Origin of the sequence: Nitrosomonas supralitoralis, from assembly GCF_003011925.2 — a bacterium.
GTDB lineage: Bacteria > Pseudomonadota > Gammaproteobacteria > Burkholderiales > Nitrosomonadaceae > Nitrosomonas > Nitrosomonas supralitoralis.
On sequence record NZ_PXXU01000042.1, the window covers coordinates 1 to 23,810 of the forward strand.

Annotated in this window: 16 protein-coding genes; 8 read left to right on the plus strand and 8 right to left on the minus strand. The window is 46.2% G+C overall.

The window, feature by feature from the left end:
• Positions 1–244: 244 nt before the first annotated feature.
• On the minus strand, positions 245–637 hold the full coding sequence (locus C7H79_RS12475; protein WP_106707583.1) for a RidA family protein: 393 nt from the start codon (positions 635–637) through the stop codon (positions 245–247).
• Positions 638–751: 114 nt separating this feature from the next.
• On the opposite strand from C7H79_RS12475, the gene sbcB reads away from it, so the two are divergent.
• From sbcB to C7H79_RS12500, 5 genes are all read left to right on the plus strand, one after another.
• Complete coding sequence (gene sbcB, locus C7H79_RS12480; RefSeq protein ID WP_106707584.1) at positions 752–2,176, plus strand: exodeoxyribonuclease I; 1,425 nt, start codon at positions 752–754, stop codon at positions 2,174–2,176.
• 237 nt (positions 2,177–2,413) lie between these two features.
• Positions 2,414–3,925: a threonine ammonia-lyase, biosynthetic gene (ilvA, locus tag C7H79_RS12485; protein WP_172592433.1), complete on the plus strand. Its 1,512-nt coding sequence runs from the start codon at positions 2,414–2,416 to the stop codon at positions 3,923–3,925.
• Positions 3,926–4,093: 168 nt separating this feature from the next.
• Positions 4,094–6,199, plus strand: coding sequence for a methyl-accepting chemotaxis protein (locus C7H79_RS12490; RefSeq protein ID WP_106707586.1), 2,106 nt, complete (start codon positions 4,094–4,096; stop codon positions 6,197–6,199).
• A gap of 40 nt (positions 6,200–6,239) precedes the next feature.
• Positions 6,240–10,718 (plus strand): hybrid sensor histidine kinase/response regulator, encoded by a 4,479-nt coding sequence (locus C7H79_RS12495; RefSeq protein WP_106707587.1) that lies wholly within the window; start codon positions 6,240–6,242, stop codon positions 10,716–10,718.
• Between the two features lie 312 nt (positions 10,719–11,030).
• Positions 11,031–11,225, plus strand: coding sequence for a hypothetical protein (locus C7H79_RS12500; RefSeq protein WP_106707588.1), 195 nt, complete (start codon positions 11,031–11,033; stop codon positions 11,223–11,225).
• A gap of 284 nt (positions 11,226–11,509) precedes the next feature.
• Here the strand turns inward: C7H79_RS12500 and C7H79_RS12505 are convergent, their stop codons facing one another.
• From C7H79_RS12505 to C7H79_RS12530, 6 genes are all read right to left on the minus strand, one after another.
• Positions 11,510–12,193 (minus strand): YiaD family glycine zipper/OmpA-like lipoprotein, encoded by a 684-nt coding sequence (locus tag C7H79_RS12505; protein ID WP_106707589.1) that lies wholly within the window; start codon positions 12,191–12,193, stop codon positions 11,510–11,512.
• 223 nt (positions 12,194–12,416) lie between these two features.
• The gene (locus C7H79_RS12510; protein WP_106707590.1) at positions 12,417–13,655 is read right to left on the minus strand and encodes a class II fructose-bisphosphate aldolase; all 1,239 of its coding nucleotides are present in this window, start codon (positions 13,653–13,655) and stop codon (positions 12,417–12,419) included.
• 31 nt (positions 13,656–13,686) lie between these two features.
• Positions 13,687–14,040, minus strand: a complete 354-nt coding sequence (locus tag C7H79_RS12515; protein ID WP_106707591.1) for a hypothetical protein — start codon at positions 14,038–14,040, stop codon at positions 13,687–13,689.
• Between the two features lie 29 nt (positions 14,041–14,069).
• Entirely contained in the window at positions 14,070–15,011 is a 942-nt protein-coding gene (gene cbbX / locus C7H79_RS12520) for a CbbX protein (RefSeq protein WP_106707592.1), read from the minus strand.
• Positions 15,012–15,163: 152 nt separating this feature from the next.
• Positions 15,164–15,598, minus strand: coding sequence for a ribulose bisphosphate carboxylase small subunit (locus tag C7H79_RS12525; RefSeq protein WP_106707593.1), 435 nt, complete (start codon positions 15,596–15,598; stop codon positions 15,164–15,166).
• Between the two features lie 20 nt (positions 15,599–15,618).
• On the minus strand, positions 15,619–17,094 hold the full coding sequence (locus C7H79_RS12530; protein WP_242447279.1) for a ribulose-bisphosphate carboxylase large subunit: 1,476 nt from the start codon (positions 17,092–17,094) through the stop codon (positions 15,619–15,621).
• Positions 17,095–17,263: 169 nt separating this feature from the next.
• On the opposite strand from C7H79_RS12530, the gene C7H79_RS12535 reads away from it, so the two are divergent.
• The 3 genes from C7H79_RS12535 to ppsR are packed head-to-tail and all read left to right on the plus strand — an operon-like array spanning position 17,264 to position 21,487.
• Complete coding sequence (locus tag C7H79_RS12535; RefSeq protein ID WP_106707595.1) at positions 17,264–18,238, plus strand: LysR family transcriptional regulator; 975 nt, start codon at positions 17,264–17,266, stop codon at positions 18,236–18,238.
• Positions 18,239–18,293: 55 nt separating this feature from the next.
• Complete coding sequence (gene ppsA / locus C7H79_RS12540) at positions 18,294–20,663, plus strand: phosphoenolpyruvate synthase (protein ID WP_106707596.1); 2,370 nt, start codon at positions 18,294–18,296, stop codon at positions 20,661–20,663.
• A complete protein-coding gene (ppsR, locus tag C7H79_RS12545) occupies positions 20,660–21,487 on the plus strand; it encodes a posphoenolpyruvate synthetase regulatory kinase/phosphorylase PpsR (protein ID WP_106707597.1) in 828 nt (275 codons plus the stop codon). Before ppsA ends, ppsR begins: the two co-directional genes overlap by 4 nt.
• Positions 21,488–21,730: 243 nt before the next feature.
• Here ppsR and C7H79_RS12550 read toward each other — a convergent pair whose 3' ends face one another.
• Positions 21,731–23,788: a sodium-translocating pyrophosphatase gene (locus C7H79_RS12550; RefSeq protein WP_106707598.1), complete on the minus strand. Its 2,058-nt coding sequence runs from the start codon at positions 23,786–23,788 to the stop codon at positions 21,731–21,733.
• Between the last annotated feature and the right edge of the window lie 22 nt (positions 23,789–23,810).

The window sequence follows — 23,810 nt, forward strand, 5'->3', positions numbered from 1 at the left end:
TCAGTAAATCGAAGCTTAAATTCCATCAAAACCTCCCGGAAGAAAAATATACATCTGGAAAACAGCTTTAATTTACCAAAATATGCTTATTTATAACAGCTTATTCTAATGGCTTCCATTAGAAAACAAACCTAATGGGAAATCTGGGATAAATCAACGGTAATACTAGCGTTAGTACGTAAGCGCTTGTTGCTGATTTCAGTTTTTCTCCCGGAGTTTAGGTATCGCAAGACTTCTTTCTGGTTTATTCAGTGTCAGTGCTGCGGTAAGCCGTCACTTGAATTTCAATTTTCATGCGTGGATCGGACAAACCGGCCGCCAGCATCATCGCCGATGGTCTGACATCACCGAGATATTTACGCATGATCGGCCAGCATTTCTCAAAATCTTCGGCTTTGGGAAACACATACGTGACGCGCACGACATCTTTCATGCTTGCGCCTGCTTGTTGTAATGCCACAACGATATTCTTAAAACATTGTTCCGCTTGCTCCAGAAGGTCATCAGAAATAGTCATTTTGCTGTAATCAAAACCGGTCGTGCCGGATACCAAAACCCAATTGCCTTCGACTACCGCGCGCGAGTAACCAATTTCCTTCTCAAACGTTGAACCTGAGCTGATGAGTTTGCGTGTCATATTGTGTCCTTTTTATTTGATTGAAAAAATCTTGCGCTAGATGCCTCTATAATGACGCAATGCACTTATTGTAAAACGAGTATTTAACCAGTGTTCTCAAATCTGTAAATAATTATGGCGATGACATTTTATTGGCATGACTACGAAACGTTTGGCGCCGATCCCAGGCGTGATCGTCCGGCGCAATTTGCCGGCGTTCGCACTGATGAGGCGCTGAACGAAATTGGTGAGCCGCTGATGATCTTTTGTAAACCGGCACGGGATTTTTTGCCGCATCCGGAGGCTTGTCTGCTTACTGGCATTACACCGCAACTGGCTGATGCACAAGGACAGCCTGAGCCGGAATTCATTGCGCGTATCCACGCCGAATTGGCGCAACCGGGTACATGCGGTGTTGGCTACAATTCGCTGCGGTTTGACGATGAAGTCACGCGTTTCGCACTCTATCGTAATTTTTACGATCCCTATGCGCGCGAGTGGCAACAAGGCAATTCACGCTGGGACATCATTGACCTGGTGCGCATGACTTATGCATTGCGTCCAGCCGGGATAACCTGGCCGCAACATGAAGACGGACAACCAAGTTTCAAACTAGAGGATTTGGTTGCTGCCAACGGAATTCTGCATGAATCCGCGCATGATGCCTTGTCTGACGTGCGCGCCACGATTGGTCTGGCGCGTCTGATACGCATGCAACAGCCACGCCTCTATGATTGGTTGCTGCAACTGCGAGATAAGCGCAAAGCTGCGGCTCAGCTTGATCAAATCACTCACAACCCGGTATTGCACACGACACGCATGTATCCGGCTAAAACCGGTTGTACTTCGCTGGTCATGCCTTTGATCACGGAACCGGGAAACAATAACAGCGTGCTGGTGTATGACTTGCGCCATGATCCAGAAATGTTCCTGCCGCTGAATGCAGTCGAACTGAGCCAGTTGCTGTTTACCCGCAACGACGGCTTGCCAGAAGGTATGCAGCGTTTGCCGGTCAAATCGATAAAGATCAATAAATGTCCGGCACTGGCGCCACGTAATACCCTCGATAATGAGGCAGCCGACCGCATCGCGCTCGATCTGGATGCCTGTTACCAACATTGGCAAATATTATGTGCGGCACCCGATTTCTTTCAGCGCGTAGCTACTGCGTATACCCGTCGCACGTTTGAGTCAGCCGGTGACGTCGATGTGGCCCTGTACGACGGTTTTCTGGACAATGCGGATGCTTTGTTGCTGGCGCAGATCCGCCGCGCCACACCCAAACAGTTGGCAAAAATGCACTTTGATTTTCACGATAGTCGAATGCCCGAGCTGTTGTTCCGCTACCGTGCCCGTAACTGGCCGGAAACTTTGACGCAGGTAGAATCCGAACGATGGGAGCAGATACGTCGGCAACGCTTCACACAAGGCAATGGTGGCAGGAGTATTACTTTGACGGAATTTTTGACGCAAATTGCGTTATTGCGGGAGATGTACAAAGCGGATGAAAATACTGAGCGAATACTGGATGAGTTGGAAGCCTGGGGAGAAATTTGTTAGATTCGTTGCGTCGTTAGGATGAAGTTCTGGTTTTGCTCTCATTTAAATGAGGGTTCTAAAATGACGCAATAGATTGCATTAGAAAGCAGGTCAATCCGTGTAATGCGCAAATATCTTCTTCATTATTATTATTCAATAAGCCATCACTGCAAGAAAATTCAAGCCACTCCTGATCGTGATAAAATCTCCTTCCCGATTACAGATTGAAATAGTATCTGGATTTATTTATCTCTGGTTATGAAGAACGATTACCTCAAAAGAATATTGACCGCGCAGGTTTATGATGTGGCGATTGAGAGTCCGCTGGAACTCGTCGAAAATTTATCTGCACGTATCCATAATCAGGTGCTGCTGAAACGGGAAGATTTACAGCAGGTCTTTTCTTTCAAGTTGCGCGGCGCATACAACAAGATGATCAAGTTGCCGCCCGCAGTGCGTAGGCGTGGCGTGATTGCGGCGTCCGCCGGGAATCACGCGCAAGGGGTGGCGCTGGCTGCGAAGAAGCTGAATTGCAGCGCAACGATCGTGATGCCGGTAACGACTCCGCAAATCAAAGTGCATGCGGTCATGGCGCTGGGCGCCACGGTGACTCTGCATGGTGATTCGTATAACGATGCGTATGAACATGCGGTACAGCTGGCGAAGGAGGTGCAGGCCACATTTGTTCATCCTTATGATGATCCGGATGTGATTGCCGGGCAGGGCACGGTCGGCATGGAAATCCTGCGTCAGCATACCGGACCGATTCACGCCATTTTTGTGCCGATTGGCGGCGGCGGACTGATCTCAGGAATTGCCGCTTATGCGAAACGATTGTATCCGAAAATCAAGATCATCGGTGTCGAGCCGGTGGATGCCGATGCCATGTATCGTTCACTGCAGAGTGGACGTCGCGTCAAACTGGCACAGGTAGGCTTATTTGCTGATGGCGTGGCAGTGCGGCATGTGGGCAAGGAAACTTTCCGCATATGCCGCGAATTGGTCGACGAAGTGATGCTGGTTGATACCGATGCCATCTGCGCGGCAATCAAGGATATATTTGAGGACACACGTACGATAATGGAACCATCCGGCGCGCTCTCAATCGCCGGAATCAAGGCGTATGTCGCGCGTGAGAAAATCCTGCATAAAACACTGGTTGCGATCGCATCCGGTGCCAATATGAATTTTGACCGCCTGCGGCATATTTCCGAACGCGCGGAAATTGGTGAGCAACGTGAAGCGGTAATGTCAGTGACGATTCCGGAACAACCCGGAAGTTTCAAGAAATTCTGTAATTTACTCGGGGCCAAAAGTATTACCGAATTTAATTATCGCTATGCCGATCCGAAAGTGGCGCATATTTTTGTCGGTGTGTCGGTACGCAATCAAGAGGAAACCCAAAAGCTGATCAGCGAGCTGAAACAAAGTGGCTTGGCGACTGAAGACCTGAGTAGCAATGAAATGGCCAAACTACATATCCGTCATTTGGTCGGGGGGAGGGCGCGCGAAGTCAGAAATGAGATTCTCTTTCGTTTTGAGTTTCCCGACCGCCCTGGTGCATTGATGAATTTCCTGAACAGCATGAGCCATAATTGGAACATCAGCTTGTTCCACTATCGTAATCATGGCGCTGACTATGGTCGCGTGCTGATCGGTATCCAGGTACCTCCAGAGGAAAAATCCGACTTCAAAACTTTTCTGGATCAATTGGGCTATCGCTATTGGGATGAAACCAGGAATCCGGCGTATAAATTATTCCTCGCATAATCCACTCGCAATTTCACAACTAAAAGACCTTGTTTTACAGGTCTTATTCTGTTTTTGATCACACACTCCTGCGGTTAAGCTAGCTGCTCACATCGGTTATGCCGCATGTATTTTGCTTTCAATAAAACCGAATATTCAGACATGCTTAACTTAAAGCTGGAGAAAACAATGGAAAACAATTTTTCTAAACTTGAATTGACAACCAGTCTGGTTGCGATAGGAAAAAAATTACCAGTTATTTCGCTGCCGGCGAAAAAAAATATTCCGAAAAATTCCTCCTTGCTCAACGATAGCTGGATGCTGGGTGGCATAGTAATGTTTTGCACTGTGTTGCTGCTGATAACAATGATAATCAGTGTACAGAAAGCCCGAAACAATGCGCTAAAGCCAGAGCTTGTCTCACAGTTACAAATGCAGCATTTGCGCCTATCAAAAGCCGCTCAGCAAATAATCATCGGCAAAATATCGGCTTTTACACAACTGCAAGACAGTCAGGATCAATTGAAGCAATATATTACTCTTTTATCAGAAGGGGGGATGTATCGTGACAAGATTATCCCCGCTGTTGATGAGGCACTGTCGCAGAGCTTTAATACTTATCTTAAGAACTGGCAAATTGAGGAAAAAAACATTCATCTGATTCTGAGTCGGCAAGACTCACTAACGCGGTTGATTGGCAGTACCCAGGCGATCCATATTGCACATAGCCAGCTGACCAGACGCATTGAAGAACTGATTGTCCGCATGGCACAAATTGGCAATCTATCCCATGAAATTCGTACGGTGGAAGTCATAAGAATGCATGCGCGCAATGTCGCGAGAAATGTCAAGATGTTGCTGCCCATTGAATTGCCGCTGGCAGAGATTACTGCACAACTGGTGCAGGATCATGAACATATTTCGGCGATTACCCATGCGTTAAGTCAGGGCGATAACGGTCTGGGTGCAGCTTCCAGCCGGGATGAAATGATCCAGGATCTACTCTCGCATGTTTATGCACTGGTAAGAAAATTTGACGATCACCTGGATGTGATTCAGCAAGAAATTTCTATAGCAGTAACAGTTCAGTCGGCAATAGATGAGATTGTAAGCAAGGGTGATGTCATGCTGAATAGTTCGCGTGAGCTGGGCAATGAAATTCAAGCACAAACCATGCATTCGATATCGTGGCTAAATAAACTGACGATAATGCTTGGCGTCTGTTTGTTGCTTGCGTTGATCTTTTTTATCCGATCAGTGCGTCAGAATGTGCGCTATCAAGATTTTGTCAGTCGGAACGAAGTGATCAAAACTCAAAAAGCCATTGTGACATTGCTGGATGACATGAAAAGAATTGCTGATGGCGACTTGACGGTTCGTACCGATATCACTGACCGTACAACCGGTGCTATTGCCGATGCTATCAATTGTACGATTGAGGAGCTGCATACCCTGGTGGAGCAGGTTAATCAAGCCAGCGTATTAGTGGTTAAGGCGTCCAATCAGGCACAACAGGTTTCATCGGGTTTGTTAACCGCAGCACAACAGCAAACCGCGAAAATCGAACAAACAACGATTGCGGTTTTAGGTATGACCGAATCGATCAGCGAGATATCGGATATGGCGACGGAGTCTGCCAGAGTAGCGAAACAATCGTTGGCCACTGCAGAAAAAGGAACATCAGCGGTGCGTGAATCGATTGCCGGAATGAATGAGATCCGCACATACATTCAAGATACATCGAAGCGTATCAAGCGCTTGGGTGAGAGCTCACAGGAAATTGGTGAGATTGTCGCATTGATTACCGATATCACTGACCAAACCAATGTTCTGGCTTTGAATGCGGCGTTGCAAGCGACTGCTGCCGGTGAAGCAGGACATGGATTTACTGTGATAGCTCAGGAAGTGCAGCGCCTTGCCGAGCGATCAGCGGAAGCCAGTAAACAAATCGGTGAGTTGATTGTCACCATTCAGGGCGATACTCAGGATGCCATCACCGCAATGGAACGAAGCACACTAGGTGTGGCAAAAGGCGCAAAACGCTCCGATGCTGCCGGGAGGGCATTGGAGGAAATCGAACAAGTATCGAAGCAGCTTGCTCACTTAGTATCGAATATCTTTGATGTGACTAATACGCAAACACGAGCAGCGCACAAGGTAGTTGCCAATATGGAAGAAATTCTTCATATTACCCGTCAGAATACCCAAGGAACCCTGAAAACTACCGGGTCGATTAAACAGATTTCTGGTTTTGCATCAGAGCTGAAAGCGTCGGTGTCTAATTTCAAGGTGTGATGGGATTTCCGATTTCACTATAGACTGATGGTACGGAACAATGAGCGCCCAACCTAAACTTAACATTTCTGCGATTATCGGCATCAAGGATGGGATTTATCAGGTATTTACATTAATTGATCAGAATCTGGAGGTGTATAGCCAGCATCCCGAAAATGACAAACTGATCAGAGACTGTCGAAATTATATCCATCAATTGGATGGTTTGTTGGAGATGCTAAATCTTACGAGCATCACCATCGTCACTGAAAAGATGGAGCAACTGGTTGATGCGCTTATCAATAAAAGAATCGAACTGAACCCGGCGATTTCTGATGCACTGAAACAATCCACCAAAGCGTTATTGTTCTATCTGAATGAACTCATTGATGGTGCCGAAGAAAATGCATTGCGATTATTTCCAACTTATCGCACCTTAATGCAAGTATATGGTTTCGAGAATGCACCAGAAAGTGATTTGTTTTTTCCACACTTAACGGCAGATCCGGCGTTGAAAGAGCAAGCTTTGCATATTGATGCATCGACCATAAAGACGTTGGCTAAGCAGTTGGGCATTGAGTATCAAACCGGTTTGCTGAAGTGGTTGCGTGACCCTTCGAGTCAAACGGGCTTGCAGCAAATGGCAGCAGCCGTGAATCAGATCGAAGAATTTCCCGGAACTAATGAGCAACGCGTGTTTTGGTGGGTGACGGCTGGTTTCTTGGAAGATCTGCTCCATTTGGATAGCAGTCAGATTGACCTTCCGATTCGACGTTTGTGTGGAAAAATCGAGCAAACGATTCGTCACCTTTCTGCTGGAACGCTGAGTAACACTTCAGTTTTAATGCGTGAACTGCTGTATCACCTTGCTCATAGTGAATTAATCGAACAGCGCATTGATGATATCAAGCGCAGCTTTGCTTGGCCAAGCTTGTCAGCCACAGATAGACTGACATTTGAACAATCGGAATCTTTGAATCCTTTATTGGAACGATTGCGCAGTACGTTGATGCAGACTAATGATATCTGGCGTGAATTTTGTGCTGGGGATCAAGAAAGTTTGGTTCCGCTGTCAGAATATATTGATTGGCTCGTACATCAGGCACGGCAAATGGAATGTGTGCCATTAATCAAGCTGATCGATGCAATGAGTAATACCGTCGCATATTTGCATGCCCAACCGCAAGATATGAACGAGGAACTGGCCATGGAAATGGCTACTGCTTTATTGATGATAGAGAGCATCCTCGATAATTTTTACAAATTATCGCCCGAGTTGCCACACCAGATCGATGTGCTGATTTCTCGTTTACAGGGTGTTACTGCCGGTGATGTGAATATTGATGAACTGCCCGTTGTTGCCTTGTCTAATGTGCTGGAAAATACCTCACAGGACAAAGTTTTGTTGGCGCAAGTTGCACAAGAAATACTGACCAATCTTGCGCAAATCGAAAGTATTCTGGATAAATTCTTTTTTGAGCCGAGCGAACGCTCCGAACTGTTGTTGCTTTCAGGCTTATTTAAGCAAGTTTCAGGTGCTTTGGTCATGTTGGAATTGGAGCGTGCTCAAACTTTATTGAGGCTTTGTCAGAACCTGGTAGAAAAACTGATACAGCCGGATTATCAAATCATTGAAACGGAACAGATTCTGCTTGTGGATGGAATGAGCAGTATGGGCTTTTTTATTGGAGCGCTCAGAAGCGGACAACCCGATAGTCATCAGATAGTCGAGGAAGCGCTCGCGCTATTCCAAATGGCAGCAATGCGCTGTACTAGGGCCTCACAGTCGATGCCAGCAATAATAACACCTGTTGTCGAAATTACGGTAGATGCAATAAACAGTGAAGCAGGCAGTAAAGATATTGACTCGGAATTGCTTGAAATTTTTCTCGAAGAAGCGGATCAAGTCTTGGCCGAAATTACCTTGGATCTTCAGAAATGCTGCGCCGATCCCAGCGATCGCGATGCCCTTGCCAACTTGAGACGTGAATTTCATACCTTAAAAGGCAGCGGTCGGATGGTCAAGCTGGAGGAAATGAGTGATGTTGCCTGGAATCTGGAGCAAGTACTGAATCATTGGTTGAATCTTAACAGACCGGCTACAGATCAATTAAGAGACTTGATTGTCCGTGCGCATCAGGCCTATGCCGGATGGTGTAGAAACCTGCGCGAGCAGGGCGCGGCTCGCGTTGATGCTGAGGAACTGTTGCGGGCCGCGAATGAATTGCTGACACAACAGATTGAAGTAAAAGCACCGATTGCGGAGGCGCAAGCTGAAACTATAAGCATTGTTGCCAATGAGACTGTCGATCAAATTAATCCGGAACTACTTCCGGCATTTCTTGAAGAAACTTATGACATCATTCCGCAAATTGGCAGCAAACTGCGGGCCTGGCGCATGTTGCCGAACGATGAGGATATTCATCGGGCGATGTTGCGGCTATTGCATACCCTGAAGGGCAGTGCCCGCATGACGGGAGCGTCATTGCTGGGTGATTTGGTACATGCCATGGAAAGTCATGTCGAAACGGCTTTCCGCGAGCGTAATATGTCGGATTCTGCACTGGATCAGTTAGAAAGTGAATTTGATATTATCAGTGGCAAGATCGAGCAGTTGCAAGGAATTGAAATTCTTCCGGCTGAAACAAACTCGATTGATATCAATATTGCAGTGGATACAGCGGAACAGAGCCAGAACTCACTCGAGAAAGCTGAGTTGCTGCAATCCAAGGCCATTTTACGCATTAACTCCGAGCTTATCGATCGATTGGTGAATGATTCCGGTGAAGCCAGCATTCTGCGCTCAAAAATTGAGGCGCAACTGAACAGTTTCAAACAATCGCTGCAGGATCTTGCTGAAAGCACACACCGTTTGCATGATCAGCTGCGCGAAGTGGAAATTCAAGCGGAAACGCAAATGCAGTCGCATCTTGCGCAGCAGCATGAGAGTGAACAGTCATTTGATCCGCTGGAATTTGACCGTTTTTCCCGCTTCCAGGAATTGACGCGCTTGATGGCTGAGAGTGTTGATGACATTATTTCGGTACAAAAGAGTTTGCGTGCTGCACATACGGTTGCCGAAGAAGCCGTCGTGCAGCAATCGGGGATCAATCGTCAGTTGCAACAATCCTTATTACAAATCCGCACAATACCTTTCAGTAATTACGCTGAGCGTTATTATCGTATTGCACGGCAGGTGGCGGAAGAGATGGAGAAAAAAGTCAATCTGCAAATTCAGGGAGGCGAAGTTGAAATTGATCGAAGCGTATTAGAGAAGATCAATCCCCCTCTGGAACACCTGCTGCGTAACGCAATCGCACATGGCATTGAGGAACCGGCTCAGCGATTGCAAGTTGGAAAATCGGAAATTGGACAAATCACCATCCAACTGCATCAGGAAGGTAACGAGGTTATTATTTCCTTGAGTGACGATGGCAGTGGTCTTAATGTCTTGCGTATTCGCCAAGAGGCGGAACGGCTTGGATTGATCCAGAATAATGAAGTGTTTGATGACGACAAGATGATATCACTGATTTTTAAGCAAGGTTTATCGACAGTCGACTCGATTACAGGAATTGCCGGTCGCGGGATTGGGCTGGATATCGTCAAAAATGAAATCACGATGCTGGGCGGCCGTATCGGTGTTCAATCGGTTCCTGATCAGGGAACAACGTTCACAATCAACTTGCCGCTTACGCTGTCTGTGGCACAAACATTTCTTGTGCGTGCCGGAAAGCAGATGTATGCCATTCCTGCTTTCATTGTTGAACATCACCGCGAATTCGATTCAGATACATTAAAAAAAATCTATCAGGATCATCGAGTTAAATTTAACGGAAAGGACTATCCGTTTGCGCATTTATCTCATTTACTGGATGTGCCCGGTCATGCGCATGAATTGACTCAGCACGGTCCGATAATGTTCCTGCATAGCGGCACACAATACCTTGCAGTGCATGTCGATGTATTGATTGGAGAGTCAGAAGTAGTGATCAAGAATGCGGGGTTACAACTGACTCATGCACCGGGGGTTGAGGGGGCTACCATTACCGGCGATGGCGAGGTGATTCTGATTCTGAATCCGGTGAAACTGTTACAACGCCCTGATGTGCAAAAAGTCTTCAATACTCCGGTCAGTGAGTTAACCGCTATTGCTCACAGAAAGCCAGTCGCAGCTCCAACTGTGATGGTGGTTGATGATTCGCTGACTGTGCGCAAAGTAACCTGCCGCTTGCTGGAGCGTGAAGGCTGCGATGTTTTGGTTGCCAAGAACGGCACGGAAGCGATCAAATTACTTCAAGAAACCATTCCGGATATTATGCTGATCGACCTGGAGATGCCGAAAATGAATGGCTTTGAATTGATTAAAACGGTGCGCGCGAATCCGGAAACTGTTCATATTCCAATCATCATCATTTCGTCAAGAACTGCGGAAAAACACCGAAAGATTGCTAAGGATCTGGGCGTGAATATTTTTCTAGGCAAGCCGTATAAAGAAGATACGTTGTTGAATCATCTGTCTGGATTTATTAAGAAATAGCTGAGTTGCAAAAGATTTGTTGTAAAAATTTGGGTTTAATCTGATATGTTCAGAGATAGAATTGAATCGGCACTGACAAATGTCATCATTGACGTGACCGCTTCCAGCCAGTCAATGTCTTTCAATAACCTCCTGATAATCTGATCAAATAATATGAAGTAGCCCATAGTGCCATGATCTTCATAACTATACATCGTTTCAATTAGGGGAGCTCTGAATAACTCGTATTTGTCATTCCGAACGTAGTAAGGAATCTTTAAAAATTATTAAAAAAATTTCTCGTGCTTTCTTGCAATAGCAGTTAACCCGGAAATGGTGCATGAATCTGTGAACGTTGATGATGTAATACCTGATCCTATATGGAATCTCCAGTTAAAGCTGGGTATAGCGTTGGGAAATGAGCCAGAAGAAGGGTATTACTACAATGCGTCAATGAGAAGCGTACCTGACAATGTCATCAACGCGGACTCGCAAAAGCGCTTCGCGCCCATTTTTCGTCGGTTTTGACGAATGTTGAACAGCAGAGGAATAGTCATGGCCGCTTCTCATTGACTAGCAGGCCGTAGAAAGACTATCCGCGTTGCTGCTACCGTGTTAGAAACAGGCTCAAAATGCTCATTTTTTAAGCATATACTTCGCTTGTTTTTGCCTTGTGTCAGCTGCTTCTAAAACGTTTCTCAACGGTCTGCTAAACCCAATAATCAAATTGGGTCCTGTGCCAGGGTCGGATTATGAGCCGTACAAGCTACCCTTCAAACTGCGCCTGCATCAGAAGAATTTGATGCTTGATTCTATTGTTTCGGTTTAGTACCAAGAGTCTCTGGTACTGCGTGCATTTCTGTAACAAAAATCTCAACACGGCGATTTTCTGCTCTATTTTGTGGCGTGTTATTTTCGACCAGAGGTTCGCGGGAACCGTGACCATCAATCTGGATACGGTTGATGGATACGCCTCGGCTCACCAAGTAATCGCGCGTGCTGGCGGCACGATTGACTGATAAAGGATTGTTAATCGCATCACTGCCGGTGTTGTCGGTATGGCCAACAATCGTGATGATTGTGCCTGCATTATTAACCAAGCTGGTTGCGAAGTTGTCGAGAATTGGCCTGAAGCCTGGTTTGATATCCGCCCGGCCGGTATCAAATGAAATATCGCTGGGAATATTCAGTTTGAGACGATTGTCTTCGGTTTGTGTGACTTGCACGCCTGTGCCTGCGGTGGCTGTTTCCATTTGTCTTTTCTGCTCTTCCATTCGCTGCGACCACATGTAACCAGCGCCGGCGCCTAGCAGAGCGCCTGAGCCTGCTCCAATGGCAGCGCCTTTCTTGCCGCCAATCAGCGCTCCGATCGCAGCCCCTGTTCCCGCGCCAATCACGGTTCCCTGTGCTGTGCCACGTTGTGAATCTGACATGCTTGCGCAACCCGTCAACGTCAGGATTATGGCTGGAATAATTAAAATTGAAAGAGTTTTCATTGGTATCTCCTTTCTATGTTATGTCGTTGTGCCATAGCAGAGGCAAGTTTTAGATTGCGATTACTATAGAATCCAGAGAATAAAACCACCTAGAGCTTAATATTCCATAGGTAATGATGAATATCATATTAGTAAAACTACGTTGAGATTGTACATGGTAATCCAAATAAACTCCCAAGTCGTATTATTGCAGATACATTTCTGCTTTAGTGACAACTATATTTTATGCTAGATATTGCGGTACCTGAGAAATTTTGATCATTTCTGTACGTTGATTAAATCCTGCTGAAGTTGCCGCAAATGTAATATTGATTTTGTCAGGCTCTGATATGCGTGATAGCTGATTAATAAAAGCGATATATTCCGAATGGGCTTGGAAGGTTTTGCTGGCATCGGTAGTTGCAAATTGAATGCGCAAGCACAAATGATATTGACCCGACGCGGACAATGCCCAGCCATTGAAAACCTGTCGTACACCTGGAATCGCGCATAATTTCTCTCGGCCTTGTTCGATTAAGGCGTCTATTTGTTGCAAATAGCGCTTTTCAACATTGTAAGCAATGATTTGTTCTACGGGCTGCCAAGCGCGGCACTGAATCAATACTTCAGCCGCACGGCCAGCCGACCCCCAACGATGCATGCATAGGTTGATTTGTTCAAGCAGATTATTCCTAACATCGTGCATTGTTTCAATATAGCCTTTTTTTGTGCGTGTTTGAACGTTGGAACGAATGGTGGTTGCAGCAATATCAGAAAGTTCTGTGTAGCAGTTAATTTTAGCAACTCCATTTAAAATAAGCTTATGATATTGATCCTCAATCAGTCCGCTACCTCCATGCAGTACTAACGGAATCCCAAGTTCGTCATTGATTCGTTTCAAGCGCTTGAAGTCCAGCTTGGTTCGACTGTTCTGACGACCATGAGCCGTGCCAATGGAGACAGCTAAGAAATCAACCTTGGTGCGATCAACATATACTTTGGCTTCTTCAGCCGAAGTGTAAATGACATCACCTAAGTGATTGAGAGCATTTTCCCCTTCCGTGCCGCCGACAAAACCAAGCATTCCCTCAATCGCGACACCGCATGCGTGAGCAGTTTGTGCCGCACGGCCGGTTTGAGCGGTATTCACAGTAAATGCTTCTGAGGATACATCGAGCATGACACTATTGCAGCCCAGATTAATTGCTTGCACGATGGATTCATGCTGCTTTGCGTGATCGAAGTGGATTGCAACCGGAACTTTAGCCATTTGGGCTGCACGTTCAACCGCCGGTAAGATTAATCTGAAGTCATGCTGGCCGAAAAGCGGCTCGGAAAGATTGAGGATGACAGGTGAACGACAAAATTCGGCTGCCACGATAATGGCGTCCAGGAAATCCAGACTTACCAATCCAAAACCACCGATTGCGTAGTTATTCTGATAAGCATGATGCAACATATCGCGCATATCTACGAGTGGCATTGGTATCCTTTATTTTAAGGGGTCCGCATTACTATCTTAAATCAATCGTGAGTGTTTCGAGCGCTGTGCTCAAATCATCCAGCGCAGATCCCATGATAAGACCGGCACAGCTATGATATAGCCATAATTCACAAGCAACAGGCTGGTGTAAATTATTACGCCCATGAGTCTTAAATTCACGCCATGCCAGAACAGGTCGATCCTCATCGTTACTGTCAACACATAACCACTCGGTAGTGTCCAGAATGACTTCTAATCCACGATGCTGTTGCAATGTGACACGTAACGGATGCTCTAACCGAAGCAGCGCAAGCCGCCCACGGTTATAACACACCGCATCTATCTGTTTTGGAAAAATGCGCCAAGGTCGAATCAGCGTTTCCATCTTTATCTAAATTTTGATTCAAATTATTATCAGTCTACTTTTTTGGTTTTGGATTTACTAGCAGGCGACGCCTCAAGAAAAACGCGACTGGCAAGTATATCTTCCGCTTCAAGTGTAATAAGATCATTTTTGGACAACGATTTATTGGTTCCTGAAAATAAACGGTTCGCCTGACGCAGTCGAGCTCGATCAAGTGCGTTACGAACTGAACGAGCGTTGGCAAAATGTTCCGATTTCATCCGTAAGCGAATATATTTTCCAAAAGCCTCTTCACCAGCTTTGCTGAAACAGTAATTCTGGCTTTCTAACATCAATTTCGCGATGGAAACCAATTCATCTGCACCGTAATCAGGAAAGTCAATGTGGTGCGCGACACGCGAACGCATGCCGGGGTTACTATGAAAGAATTTATCCATGCGATCTTTATAACCTGCCAGGATGACAACCAAATCATCACGGCTATTTTCCATCGTTTGCAGCAGAATTTCTATGGATTCTGCGCCATAATCGCGCTCGTTCTCTGGCTTATAAAGGTAATAAGCTTCATCGATGAAAAGTACACCGCCCATCGCTTTTTTTATCACTTCTTTTGTTTTGGGAGCTGTATGCCCGATATATTGACCGACTAGATCGTCTCGGGTCACTGAGACCAGGTGGCCCTCACGCACATAACCCAAGCGATGTAAGATTTCTGCCATGCGCAGAGCTACAGTTGTCTTCCCAGTACCGGGATTTCCAGTGAAACACATATGTAAGCTGGGTGCACCCGCAGATAATCCCAATTGTTTGCGAACGCGATCGACCAGCAACAATGCTGCAGTCTCACGAATGCGAGTCTTCACCGGGATTAAACCAATCAATTCACGGTCCAGTTTATCCAGTACTTCCTGGATATTGGTATTTCGGAACTCTGCATCCAAATCAATCGATGGGTCTTTGGACGTAGTTAAGTTTTTAGATTGCTTAGGCATGTTTAATCACTCATTGAGGTCTCATGGGATAAATACTGGCATATATCAGCCTTAATGAAATCTTTAGATGACTTCTATCTAATGTTATCACTTTTGCTGGTTTAACTCATTTCTCTCTCCTGATGGGGAGAGAGAAATTTTATTTGTTGCTGCTAGTAACGCTCAGCTTCCGGTTTGTCGGTCGCATAGGAATGAATGGTATAACTGACACTCCGTCCAGCACCTTCTTGACGTACTAAACTAAACCCTGGCTCTTTCTTGGGCCGGTTGACAATATACGACATGGTTGGACTCTCTACTCCGCGTGTCGAGTTAAATGCAGTCACACGAACATAGTGGTTTGGAAAAGTTTTGCGGCAACTATTGATTTCCAGCAAAATTCCTGCCGGATCCTTCAAATCAAACATTGGATTGCCGAACATTTCCCAATAGGTATTGCGTGGATGAGGGTCGTCAGTATACTCAATCCCGATTGCCCAGCCATTTTTCAGCGCATACTTGAGTTGTGCTGAAATTTGTTTGTCGGTCAGCGGGGGCAGAAAAGAGAATTGTCCCTGTGTGACTATATTCCCTTGATTGGTCATCATAATTGTTTCTCCTAAAAAGATTAAGCGTTTGCAGTTGTGGATGGCACAAAGTCAGCGGTATCCGTGGAGTCGTAGTTAAAGGTGATATCTTTCCACGTATCCAATGCTTGTTTGAGCGGTGTGCACCACTTGGCAGCATCTGCAAGAATTTGTGGACCTTCTTTAACGTAATCCCTACCTTCATTGCGCGCCAAAATCATAGCCTCGAGTGCTACACGATTTGCAACTGCCCCAGCCTGAATGCCTTGAGGGTGTCCAATGGTACCGCCACCGAACTGCAGTATCACATCTTCCCCGAGATAATCGATCAACTGATGCATCTGGCCTGCATGAATACCCCCGGAAGCAACCGGCATACATTTATTCAATGATGCCCAGTCCTGATCAAAGAATAATCCATGTTCCAGACTTTTTTCAGTATGTGTTTCGCGTAAGGTGTCGTAGAAGCCCTTGATCATAAGCGGATCGCCCTCTAGTTTACCAACAACCGTACCGGCATGAATGTGATCGACACCCGCCATGCGCATCCATTTGCAAATCACACGGAAATTCATGCCATGATTTTTTTGACGTGAATAAGTCGAATTACCTGCGCGATGCAAGTGTAATATCATGTCATTCCTGCGTGCCCATTTTGCCATCGATTGAATCGCGGTATAACCGACCACTAAATCAATCATGACAATAACTGAGCCCAGAGACTTTGCAAACTCTGCTCTTTCATACATATCTTCCATGGTGCCGGCGGTAACATTCAAATAATGCCCTTTGACTTCACCGGTGGCGGCAGATGCTTTGTTAACTGCTTCCATGCAATACAGGAAACGATCGCGCCAATGCATAAAAGGCTGCGAATTAATATTCTCATCATCTTTCATGAAATCCAGGCCGCCTTTCAGCCCTTCATAAACCACACGACCATAGTTCCTGCCTGAGAGACCCAGTTTTGGTTTGGTGGTGGCGCCGAGTAATGGGCGACCGAATTTATCCAAGCGTTCACGCTCAACCACGATACCTGTTGCAGGGCCCTGGAAAGTTTTGAGGTAGGCTACTGGAATACGCATATCTTCAAGGCGAAGTGCTTTGACTGCTTTAAAGCCAAATACGTTACCAATAATGGAAGCGGTTAAATTTGCGATCGAGCCTTCTTCGAATAAATCGATATCATAGGCGATATAGGCAAAGTATTGTGCTTCGTTATCAGTACCCGGGCCCGTGTTGGGAACCAGTTCAGACTTATATGCTTTGGCACGATAAAGCTCACAAGCGGTTAGTCGGTCGGTCCAGACAACGGTCCAGGTCGCGGTGGAAGATTCACCAGCAACTGCCGCCGCCGCCTCTTCATGATCTACGCCAGGTTGTGGAGTAATCCGGAACATGGCAATAACATCGGTGTCTTTAGGTTTGTAATCGGGTTCCCAATAACCCATTTTTTTATATGGAATAACTCCTGATTGGTAGCGTTCTTTACCTTCTTTCATTGTTTGTGAAGCCATAATATTCTCCAAGTAATTTAGAATGGACCACGCCATTTACTTCTAATGAGGGGTGTGCTAACAGCGAGGCAGATATAGTGTAGAATCGATGAATGATAAATAACAATCAATTGTTTCGATAGTTATAATAGACTTTTATCTATACATACTCAGAATAAAAGGAGGCTTCATGCGCCATAGCACATTGCGGCAACTTGAGGTTTTTGAGGCGATTGCTCGATTGAAAAGTTTTACTCGCGCGGCTGAGGAATTATTTCTGACGCAACCGACAGTATCGATGCAAATCAAGAAATTGACGCAAGAGATCGGCTTGCCTTTGTTTGAACAAGTCGGTAAAAAAATCTATCTGACGGATGCGGGAACTGAGCTATATAAAACCTGCCTAGGCATCTTTGATCATTTTTCCCGTTTTGAGATGATTGCCTCTGATATGAAAGGTATGAAATCAGGGAAGCTTCGGATTGCAGTAGTGACCACCGCGAAATATTTCACGCCGCGATTACTGGGCATGTTTTGCCAGAAATACCCTAACATAGACGTTGCATTGAAAGTGACAAACCGAGAGCATATTCTGGAAAGATTGACGGGTAATCAAGATGATCTCTATATTTTGGGTCAAATTCCAGATGCCGTTGATGCGGTGGCCGAAATATTTTTGGATAACCCATTGGTTGTTCTTGCATCTGCGGATCATCCCCTGGCTAATGAAAAAAAGATCACCATCGAGCGTATTTGTGATGAGCCTTTTATCATGCGCGAGCCAGGTTCCGGAACAAGAATAGCTACCGAACATTTTTTTTCGGGGCATAATAAAAAACTAAAAGTTCGCATGGAATTGGGTAGCAACGAAGCGATTAAGCAAACCGTCGCAGGAAGATTGGGTATTGCCGTATTATCGCGACATACACTCAGGCTTGATGCGCAGATAGGGCAACTGGCAATACTCGATGTTGTAGGATTTCCGATTGAACGTCATTGGTATTTTGCTTACTCATCCGGCAAACAATTGTCGATTGTGGCCCAAACATTTCTTAACTATTTACGGGAGGCTGCCGACTTGCTCGAAGATTTGTCATGTCGTCATGGGACTTCCGGGCATTGCCCGTTATTAAAAAATGTAGCAGGCATAAGCTCCGATACGTAGCGTCCGCGTAATTATAAAATAACTATTTCAATAATTCGCTGGTAGGAGATTCACAATGACACAATATATTGCCTGGTTTGATCAACTGACGATGAATGATGTAGGTTTGGTTGGCGGTAAGAACGCTTCGCTGGGAGAAATGATCAGTCATCTTGCGCAAACCGGTGTGAATGTACCCGGAGGCTTTGCTACCACGACGGAAGCGTACCGGGAATTTTTGGTCGCTAATGGACTGGTTGATCGTATCAATCATTTACTCAATGAACTAAATGTTGAAGACATCAATGCCCTGACTGTCGTCGGCAAAACTATTCGCGGTTGGGTGATGGATGCTACGCTGCCGGCTGCTATTTCACAGGCAGTGGCGCAAGCTTACGAATTATTGGTTACGGATGATGAAGTTTCGTTTGCTGTGCGTTCTTCAGCGACCGCCGAAGACTTGGTCGATGCTTCATTTGCTGGTCAGCAGGAAACATTGTTGAACGTTCGTGGACTGGATCAAATCATGGCGGCGATCAAAATTGTGTTTGCTTCTTTGTATAACGATCGAGCGATTGCGTATCGTGTGCATCAGCGTTTTCCACACGATAAGGTGTATTTATCTGCCGGGATTCAGAAAATGGTGCGTAGCGACCTGGGTGCAAGTGGCGTGGTGTTTACCCTGGATACCGAATCCGGTTTTCGCGATGCAGTTTTCATCACTTCGGCGTATGGACTGGGGGAAACCATTGTGCAAGGCATTGTCAATCCCGATGAATTCTACGTCTACAAACGTGGACTTGCAGCCGGTAAGCCAGCCATTTTATCGCGGCGTTTAGGAACCAAAGAGATCGAAATGATTTATGGCGATAGCAAAGATTTGACGGATTCATGCACGCTTACGCGCGATGTTGATAATGAGCGCCGCACATGTTTTTCACTTACGGATGCACAGGTGGAGGCATTGGCGCGCCAGGCTATGATCATCGAACAACACTATGGTCGTCCGATGGATATCGAATGGGCATTAGATGGGCTGGATGGACAGTTGTACATTGTGCAGGCACGCCCAGAAACCGTAGAAAGCCGTGCCACAGCAGTTCTGGATCGATATAAACTCAATAGCAAGAGCTCAGTGCTAGCCGAAGGTCGTGCGATTGGAAGTAAAATCGGACAGGGAACAGCCCGTTTGATTATGGGGATTGATCAAATGCATGAAATTCATGCAGGTGATGTTCTAGTGACTGACATGACTGATCCGGATTGGGAACCTATTATGAAACGGGCATCGGCGATTGTTACCAATCGCGGTGGACGTACTTGTCATGCAGCAATTATCGCTAGGGAAATGGGTATTCCGGCGGTGGTCGGTTGCGGCGATGCAACTCAATCGATCAAAGACGGAGAGGCAGTGACGGTTTCCTGCGCGGAAGGCGATGCTGGATTAGTTTACGAAGGCATGCTTCCCTTCGAACATACCACGTCTGATACCGGTCAGCTGCCCGACTTGCCGGTCAAGATCATGATGAATGTGGGTAATCCATCGCATGCTTTTTCGTTCTCGCGCACGCCGAATCAAGGGGTAGGGTTAGCCCGGCTGGAATTTGTCATCAATAACATGATCGGTATTCATCCTAAAGCGCTGCTGGAATTCGAGCAATTGCCCAAAGACTTGAAACAGCAAATCAGCAATCGCATCGCGGGTTATCAAAGCCCCGTTGGTTTTTATGTCGAGAAATTGGTTGAAGGCATTGCCACGCTGGCGGCAGCATTTTATCCACATGTGGTGATTGTGCGTACATCCGACTTCAAATCAAACGAATATGCAAATCTGGTTGCGGGGAACCGCTATGAGCCCCAAGAAGAAAACCCGATGATCGGTTTTCGCGGTGCTTCGCGGTATGTATCGACCGCTTTCCACGATTGTTTTGAGCTCGAGTGTCAGGCGTTACGCAAAGTACGCGACGAAATGGGGCTGACCAATGTCGAGATCATGATTCCATTTTGTCGCACGTTAGATGAGGCCGAGCAAGTAATTTCTTTGCTTGCTTCGCAAGGATTGGTGCGTGGGCAGAACGGTTTGCGGTTGATCATGATGTGTGAAATTCCTTCCAATGCGTTATTGGCAGAAGAATTTTTGCAGTATTTTGATGGGTTTTCCATCGGTTCCAACGACATGACGCAATTGACACTAGGAATTGACCGTGATTCAAGTTTGGTTTCTCATGTATTTGACGAACGCAATCCGGCGGTCAAGAAACTGCTGAAAATGGCGATTGATGCTTGTCATAAGCAAGAAAAGTATATCGGCATCTGTGGGCAAGGCCCTTCAGATTTCCCGGATTTTGCTGCCTGGCTTTTGGAGCAGGGCATTAGCAGTATATCGCTGAACCCCGATTCGGTTATGCAAACCTGGGTCGATCTGGCAAAACTGATCAAACAATGACGCAGCAAAAGCGCACTGTTTTCTACTTGTCCGACGGTACCGGCATTACCGCAGAAACACTCGGACACAGCTTGCTGACGCAATTTGACGGCATCAAATGGAATACCGTCAACGTGCCCTTTTTGGATGATATCGAAAAAGCCAGGATTGTCTTAGCACAGATTAATCAAACCGCGGAAATTGATGGTCATCGACCTTTGGTGTTCAGTACCTTGCTGAAGCCGGAAATTCTCGAAGTCATCAAGCAGGCGAATTGCCGCATTTATGATTTCTTTGAAACCTTCATTCATTCCATTGAAGAAGAACTACATCAGCCGTTTGCGCGGATGACTGGGCGCTCCCACGGCCAGCATCAACTGTCGTATTTCAAGCGCATTGCCGCAGTCAATTTTGTGCTGGCGCATGACGATGGCGTTAACCCTAAGCATTTTGACGAAGCCGACATTATTCTGATCGGCGTTTCACGTTCCGGTAAAACACCAACTTGTCTTTACTTAGGGTTGCAATATGGCATCGCTGCAGCGAATTATCCGCTAACCCCGGACGACATGACGGTCGAACAGATTCCCAAGGCATTGGAAAATGCCAGGAACAAATTGTTCGGCTTAACACTTACCCCAGCCCAGTTGCATTTCATCCGCCAGGAACGCCGCCCAAACAGCGAATATGCGTCGCTCGCACAATGTCGAAGAGAATTGCAATGGCAGGAATCGTTGTTTCAGCAATTCGATATTCCGTATTTGGATACTACACGCATTTCGATTGAGGAAATCAGTGCGGTTATATTGAATAGGTGTGGACTGAGAAGACAGTTGTATGGATGATTCTGAGATTTGCTATAGAATGAGACCTTTGCAGAACTTTAATTCAGGAAATTTTTATTAATTTAATACAATCGGATTTATTTGAAACCAACTATTCTGTGCATTCCTATATGGTGATTTCTTGGCGCAATCTGATTATTCATGTTTGCACCAGACATAGAATTACACTCCCTAAACAATGAATAAAAAAAGCACATCAGGTAACTGATGTGCTTTTTTTTTTGATTAACTAATCCGTGATATTTATAGCAGAGGAATGATCAACAATGCCACGATGTTGATGATTTTGATCAATGGATTAATCGCAGGGCCAGCCGTGTCCTTATAAGGATCACCCACGGTATCCCCTGTAACTGAGGCTTTGTGGGCTTCGCTGCCTTTACCACCAAAATGACCATCTTCAATATGTTTCTTTGCATTATCCCAGGCACCACCGCCGGTTGTCATCGAAATCGCTACGAACAAGCCGGTTACGATTGAGCCCATCAATACGCCACCTAGTGCTTGCGGTCCCAGAATCACACCGACCAACAGAGGAATCAGCACAGGTAATAATGAAGGAATCATCATTTCCTTGATTGCCGCTTTAGTCAACATATCCACGGCACGTGAATAGTCTGGCTTGGCTGTACCTTCCATGATGCCCGGAATTTCCTTGAATTGGCGACGAACTTCAATCACTACCGATCCGGCGGCACGTCCGACAGCTTCCATCGACATGGCACCAAACAAGTAAGGAATCATACCGCCGATAAACAATCCGATAATCACCATGTGATTGGATAAATCAAAGGATAATTCAAACCCGGCATGTTCCAATGCATGGGTGTAGTCAGCAAACAGTACTAATGCCGCTAATCCTGCTGAGCCAATCGCATAACCTTTGGTAACTGCTTTAGTCGTATTGCCAACCGCATCCAGAGGATCGGTGATAGCGCGAACTGAATCGGGCATTTCTGCCATTTCCGCAATACCACCAGCGTTATCAGTAATCGGGCCGTAGGCATCCAGTGCCACAATGATACCGGTCATCGACAGCATTGATGTTGCAGCGATCGCGATACCGTACAAGCCTGCCAGTGCATATGCCAGCAAAATGCTGATACACACAGCCAGCACCGGTGCTGCGGTTGCGCGCATTGAAACGCCTAAGCCAGCAATAATATTGGTTGCATGTCCGGTGGTGGAAGCTTCAGCAATATGTTGAACTGGCGGATATTCGGTCGAAGTATAATATTCGGTGATCACAACCATCAATCCGGTCAACACCAAGCCGATTGCAGCAGCCAGGAAGACACGCAGCACCAGCATACCGCCTGCGATCTCCGTGCCATCGACGATCAGCGACATATCACTCATAAACCAGGCAGTTACCGGCAAATACGCTAATAGAGCGATACCGCCCGCTACAGCCAGGCCGCGATACAGCGCATTCATGATTGTGCCGCCATCACGCATCTTGACGTAATAACAACCCACAATCGAGGCGATAATCGACACTGCACCAAGCATCAGCGGAAAAATAACCGCACTCAGTGCGTTTGCAGTAAACAATAATGCACCCAATATCATGGTTGCGATAATGGTAACGGCGTAGGTTTCAAACAAATCTGCTGCCATACCGGCACAGTCACCCACGTTATCGCCCACATTATCGGCAATTACGGCCGGATTGCGAGGATCATCTTCAGGGATGCCGGCTTCAACTTTACCTACCAGATCCGCACCTACATCCGCACCTTTGGTGAATATACCGCCACCCAATCGCGCAAAAATGGAGATCAGCGATCCACCGAATGCGAAACCAATCAGTGGCTTGATGACATCACTGACAGATTGATTGGGATCGGCACCATCAAACAACATGGCAGAGTATCCAGCAACACCCAGCAGACCCAAACCAACAACCAGCATTCCTGTGACTGCACCGCCTCGGAAAGCAATCGCGAGTGCTTCATTCAATCCAATGGTTGCTGCCTGGGCAGTACGAACATTCGACTGGACCGAGACTGTCATTCCCAGAAAACCTGCAGCGCCCGAGAGAATAGCACCTAGCGCGAAACCAATAGCTGTATCCCAACCGAGTGCTATCCAAAGAGCAAAGAACAGCACAGCACCTACCATACCGATCGTCATGTATTGACGTTTTAGATATGCAGAGGCACCCTCTTGAATAGCTTTTGCAATTTCTTGCATACGCTGGTTGCCTGTAGATTGAGCAAAAATACCCTTAATCCATATACCACTGAATATCAGGGCTACAATCGCACTAAGAATTGCGATAACTAAACCACTAGCCATAGAGAACTCCAATTAAAGTCAG

What these genes read in the sequence shown, in the direction of transcription:
- C7H79_RS12475 (WP_106707583.1), bottom strand. Translation starts at nt 637, where the DNA reads ATGACACGCAAACTCATCAGCTCAGGTTCAACGTTTGAGAAGGAAATT.
- sbcB (WP_106707584.1), top strand. Translation starts at nt 752, where the DNA reads ATGGCGATGACATTTTATTGGCATGACTACGAAACGTTTGGCGCCGAT.
- ilvA (WP_172592433.1), top strand. Translation starts at nt 2,414, where the DNA reads ATGAAGAACGATTACCTCAAAAGAATATTGACCGCGCAGGTTTATGAT.
- C7H79_RS12490 (WP_106707586.1), top strand. Translation starts at nt 4,094, where the DNA reads ATGGAAAACAATTTTTCTAAACTTGAATTGACAACCAGTCTGGTTGCG.
- C7H79_RS12495 (WP_106707587.1), top strand. Translation starts at nt 6,240, where the DNA reads ATGAGCGCCCAACCTAAACTTAACATTTCTGCGATTATCGGCATCAAG.
- C7H79_RS12500 (WP_106707588.1), top strand. Translation starts at nt 11,031, where the DNA reads ATGGTGCATGAATCTGTGAACGTTGATGATGTAATACCTGATCCTATA.
- C7H79_RS12505 (WP_106707589.1), bottom strand. Translation starts at nt 12,193, where the DNA reads ATGAAAACTCTTTCAATTTTAATTATTCCAGCCATAATCCTGACGTTG.
- C7H79_RS12510 (WP_106707590.1), bottom strand. Translation starts at nt 13,655, where the DNA reads ATGCCACTCGTAGATATGCGCGATATGTTGCATCATGCTTATCAGAAT.
- C7H79_RS12515 (WP_106707591.1), bottom strand. Translation starts at nt 14,040, where the DNA reads ATGGAAACGCTGATTCGACCTTGGCGCATTTTTCCAAAACAGATAGAT.
- cbbX (WP_106707592.1), bottom strand. Translation starts at nt 15,011, where the DNA reads ATGCCTAAGCAATCTAAAAACTTAACTACGTCCAAAGACCCATCGATT.
- C7H79_RS12525 (WP_106707593.1), bottom strand. Translation starts at nt 15,598, where the DNA reads ATGATGACCAATCAAGGGAATATAGTCACACAGGGACAATTCTCTTTT.
- C7H79_RS12530 (WP_242447279.1), bottom strand. Translation starts at nt 17,094, where the DNA reads ATGGCTTCACAAACAATGAAAGAAGGTAAAGAACGCTACCAATCAGGA.
- C7H79_RS12535 (WP_106707595.1), top strand. Translation starts at nt 17,264, where the DNA reads ATGCGCCATAGCACATTGCGGCAACTTGAGGTTTTTGAGGCGATTGCT.
- ppsA (WP_106707596.1), top strand. Translation starts at nt 18,294, where the DNA reads ATGACACAATATATTGCCTGGTTTGATCAACTGACGATGAATGATGTA.
- ppsR (WP_106707597.1), top strand. Translation starts at nt 20,660, where the DNA reads ATGACGCAGCAAAAGCGCACTGTTTTCTACTTGTCCGACGGTACCGGC.
- C7H79_RS12550 (WP_106707598.1), bottom strand. Translation starts at nt 23,788, where the DNA reads ATGGCTAGTGGTTTAGTTATCGCAATTCTTAGTGCGATTGTAGCCCTG.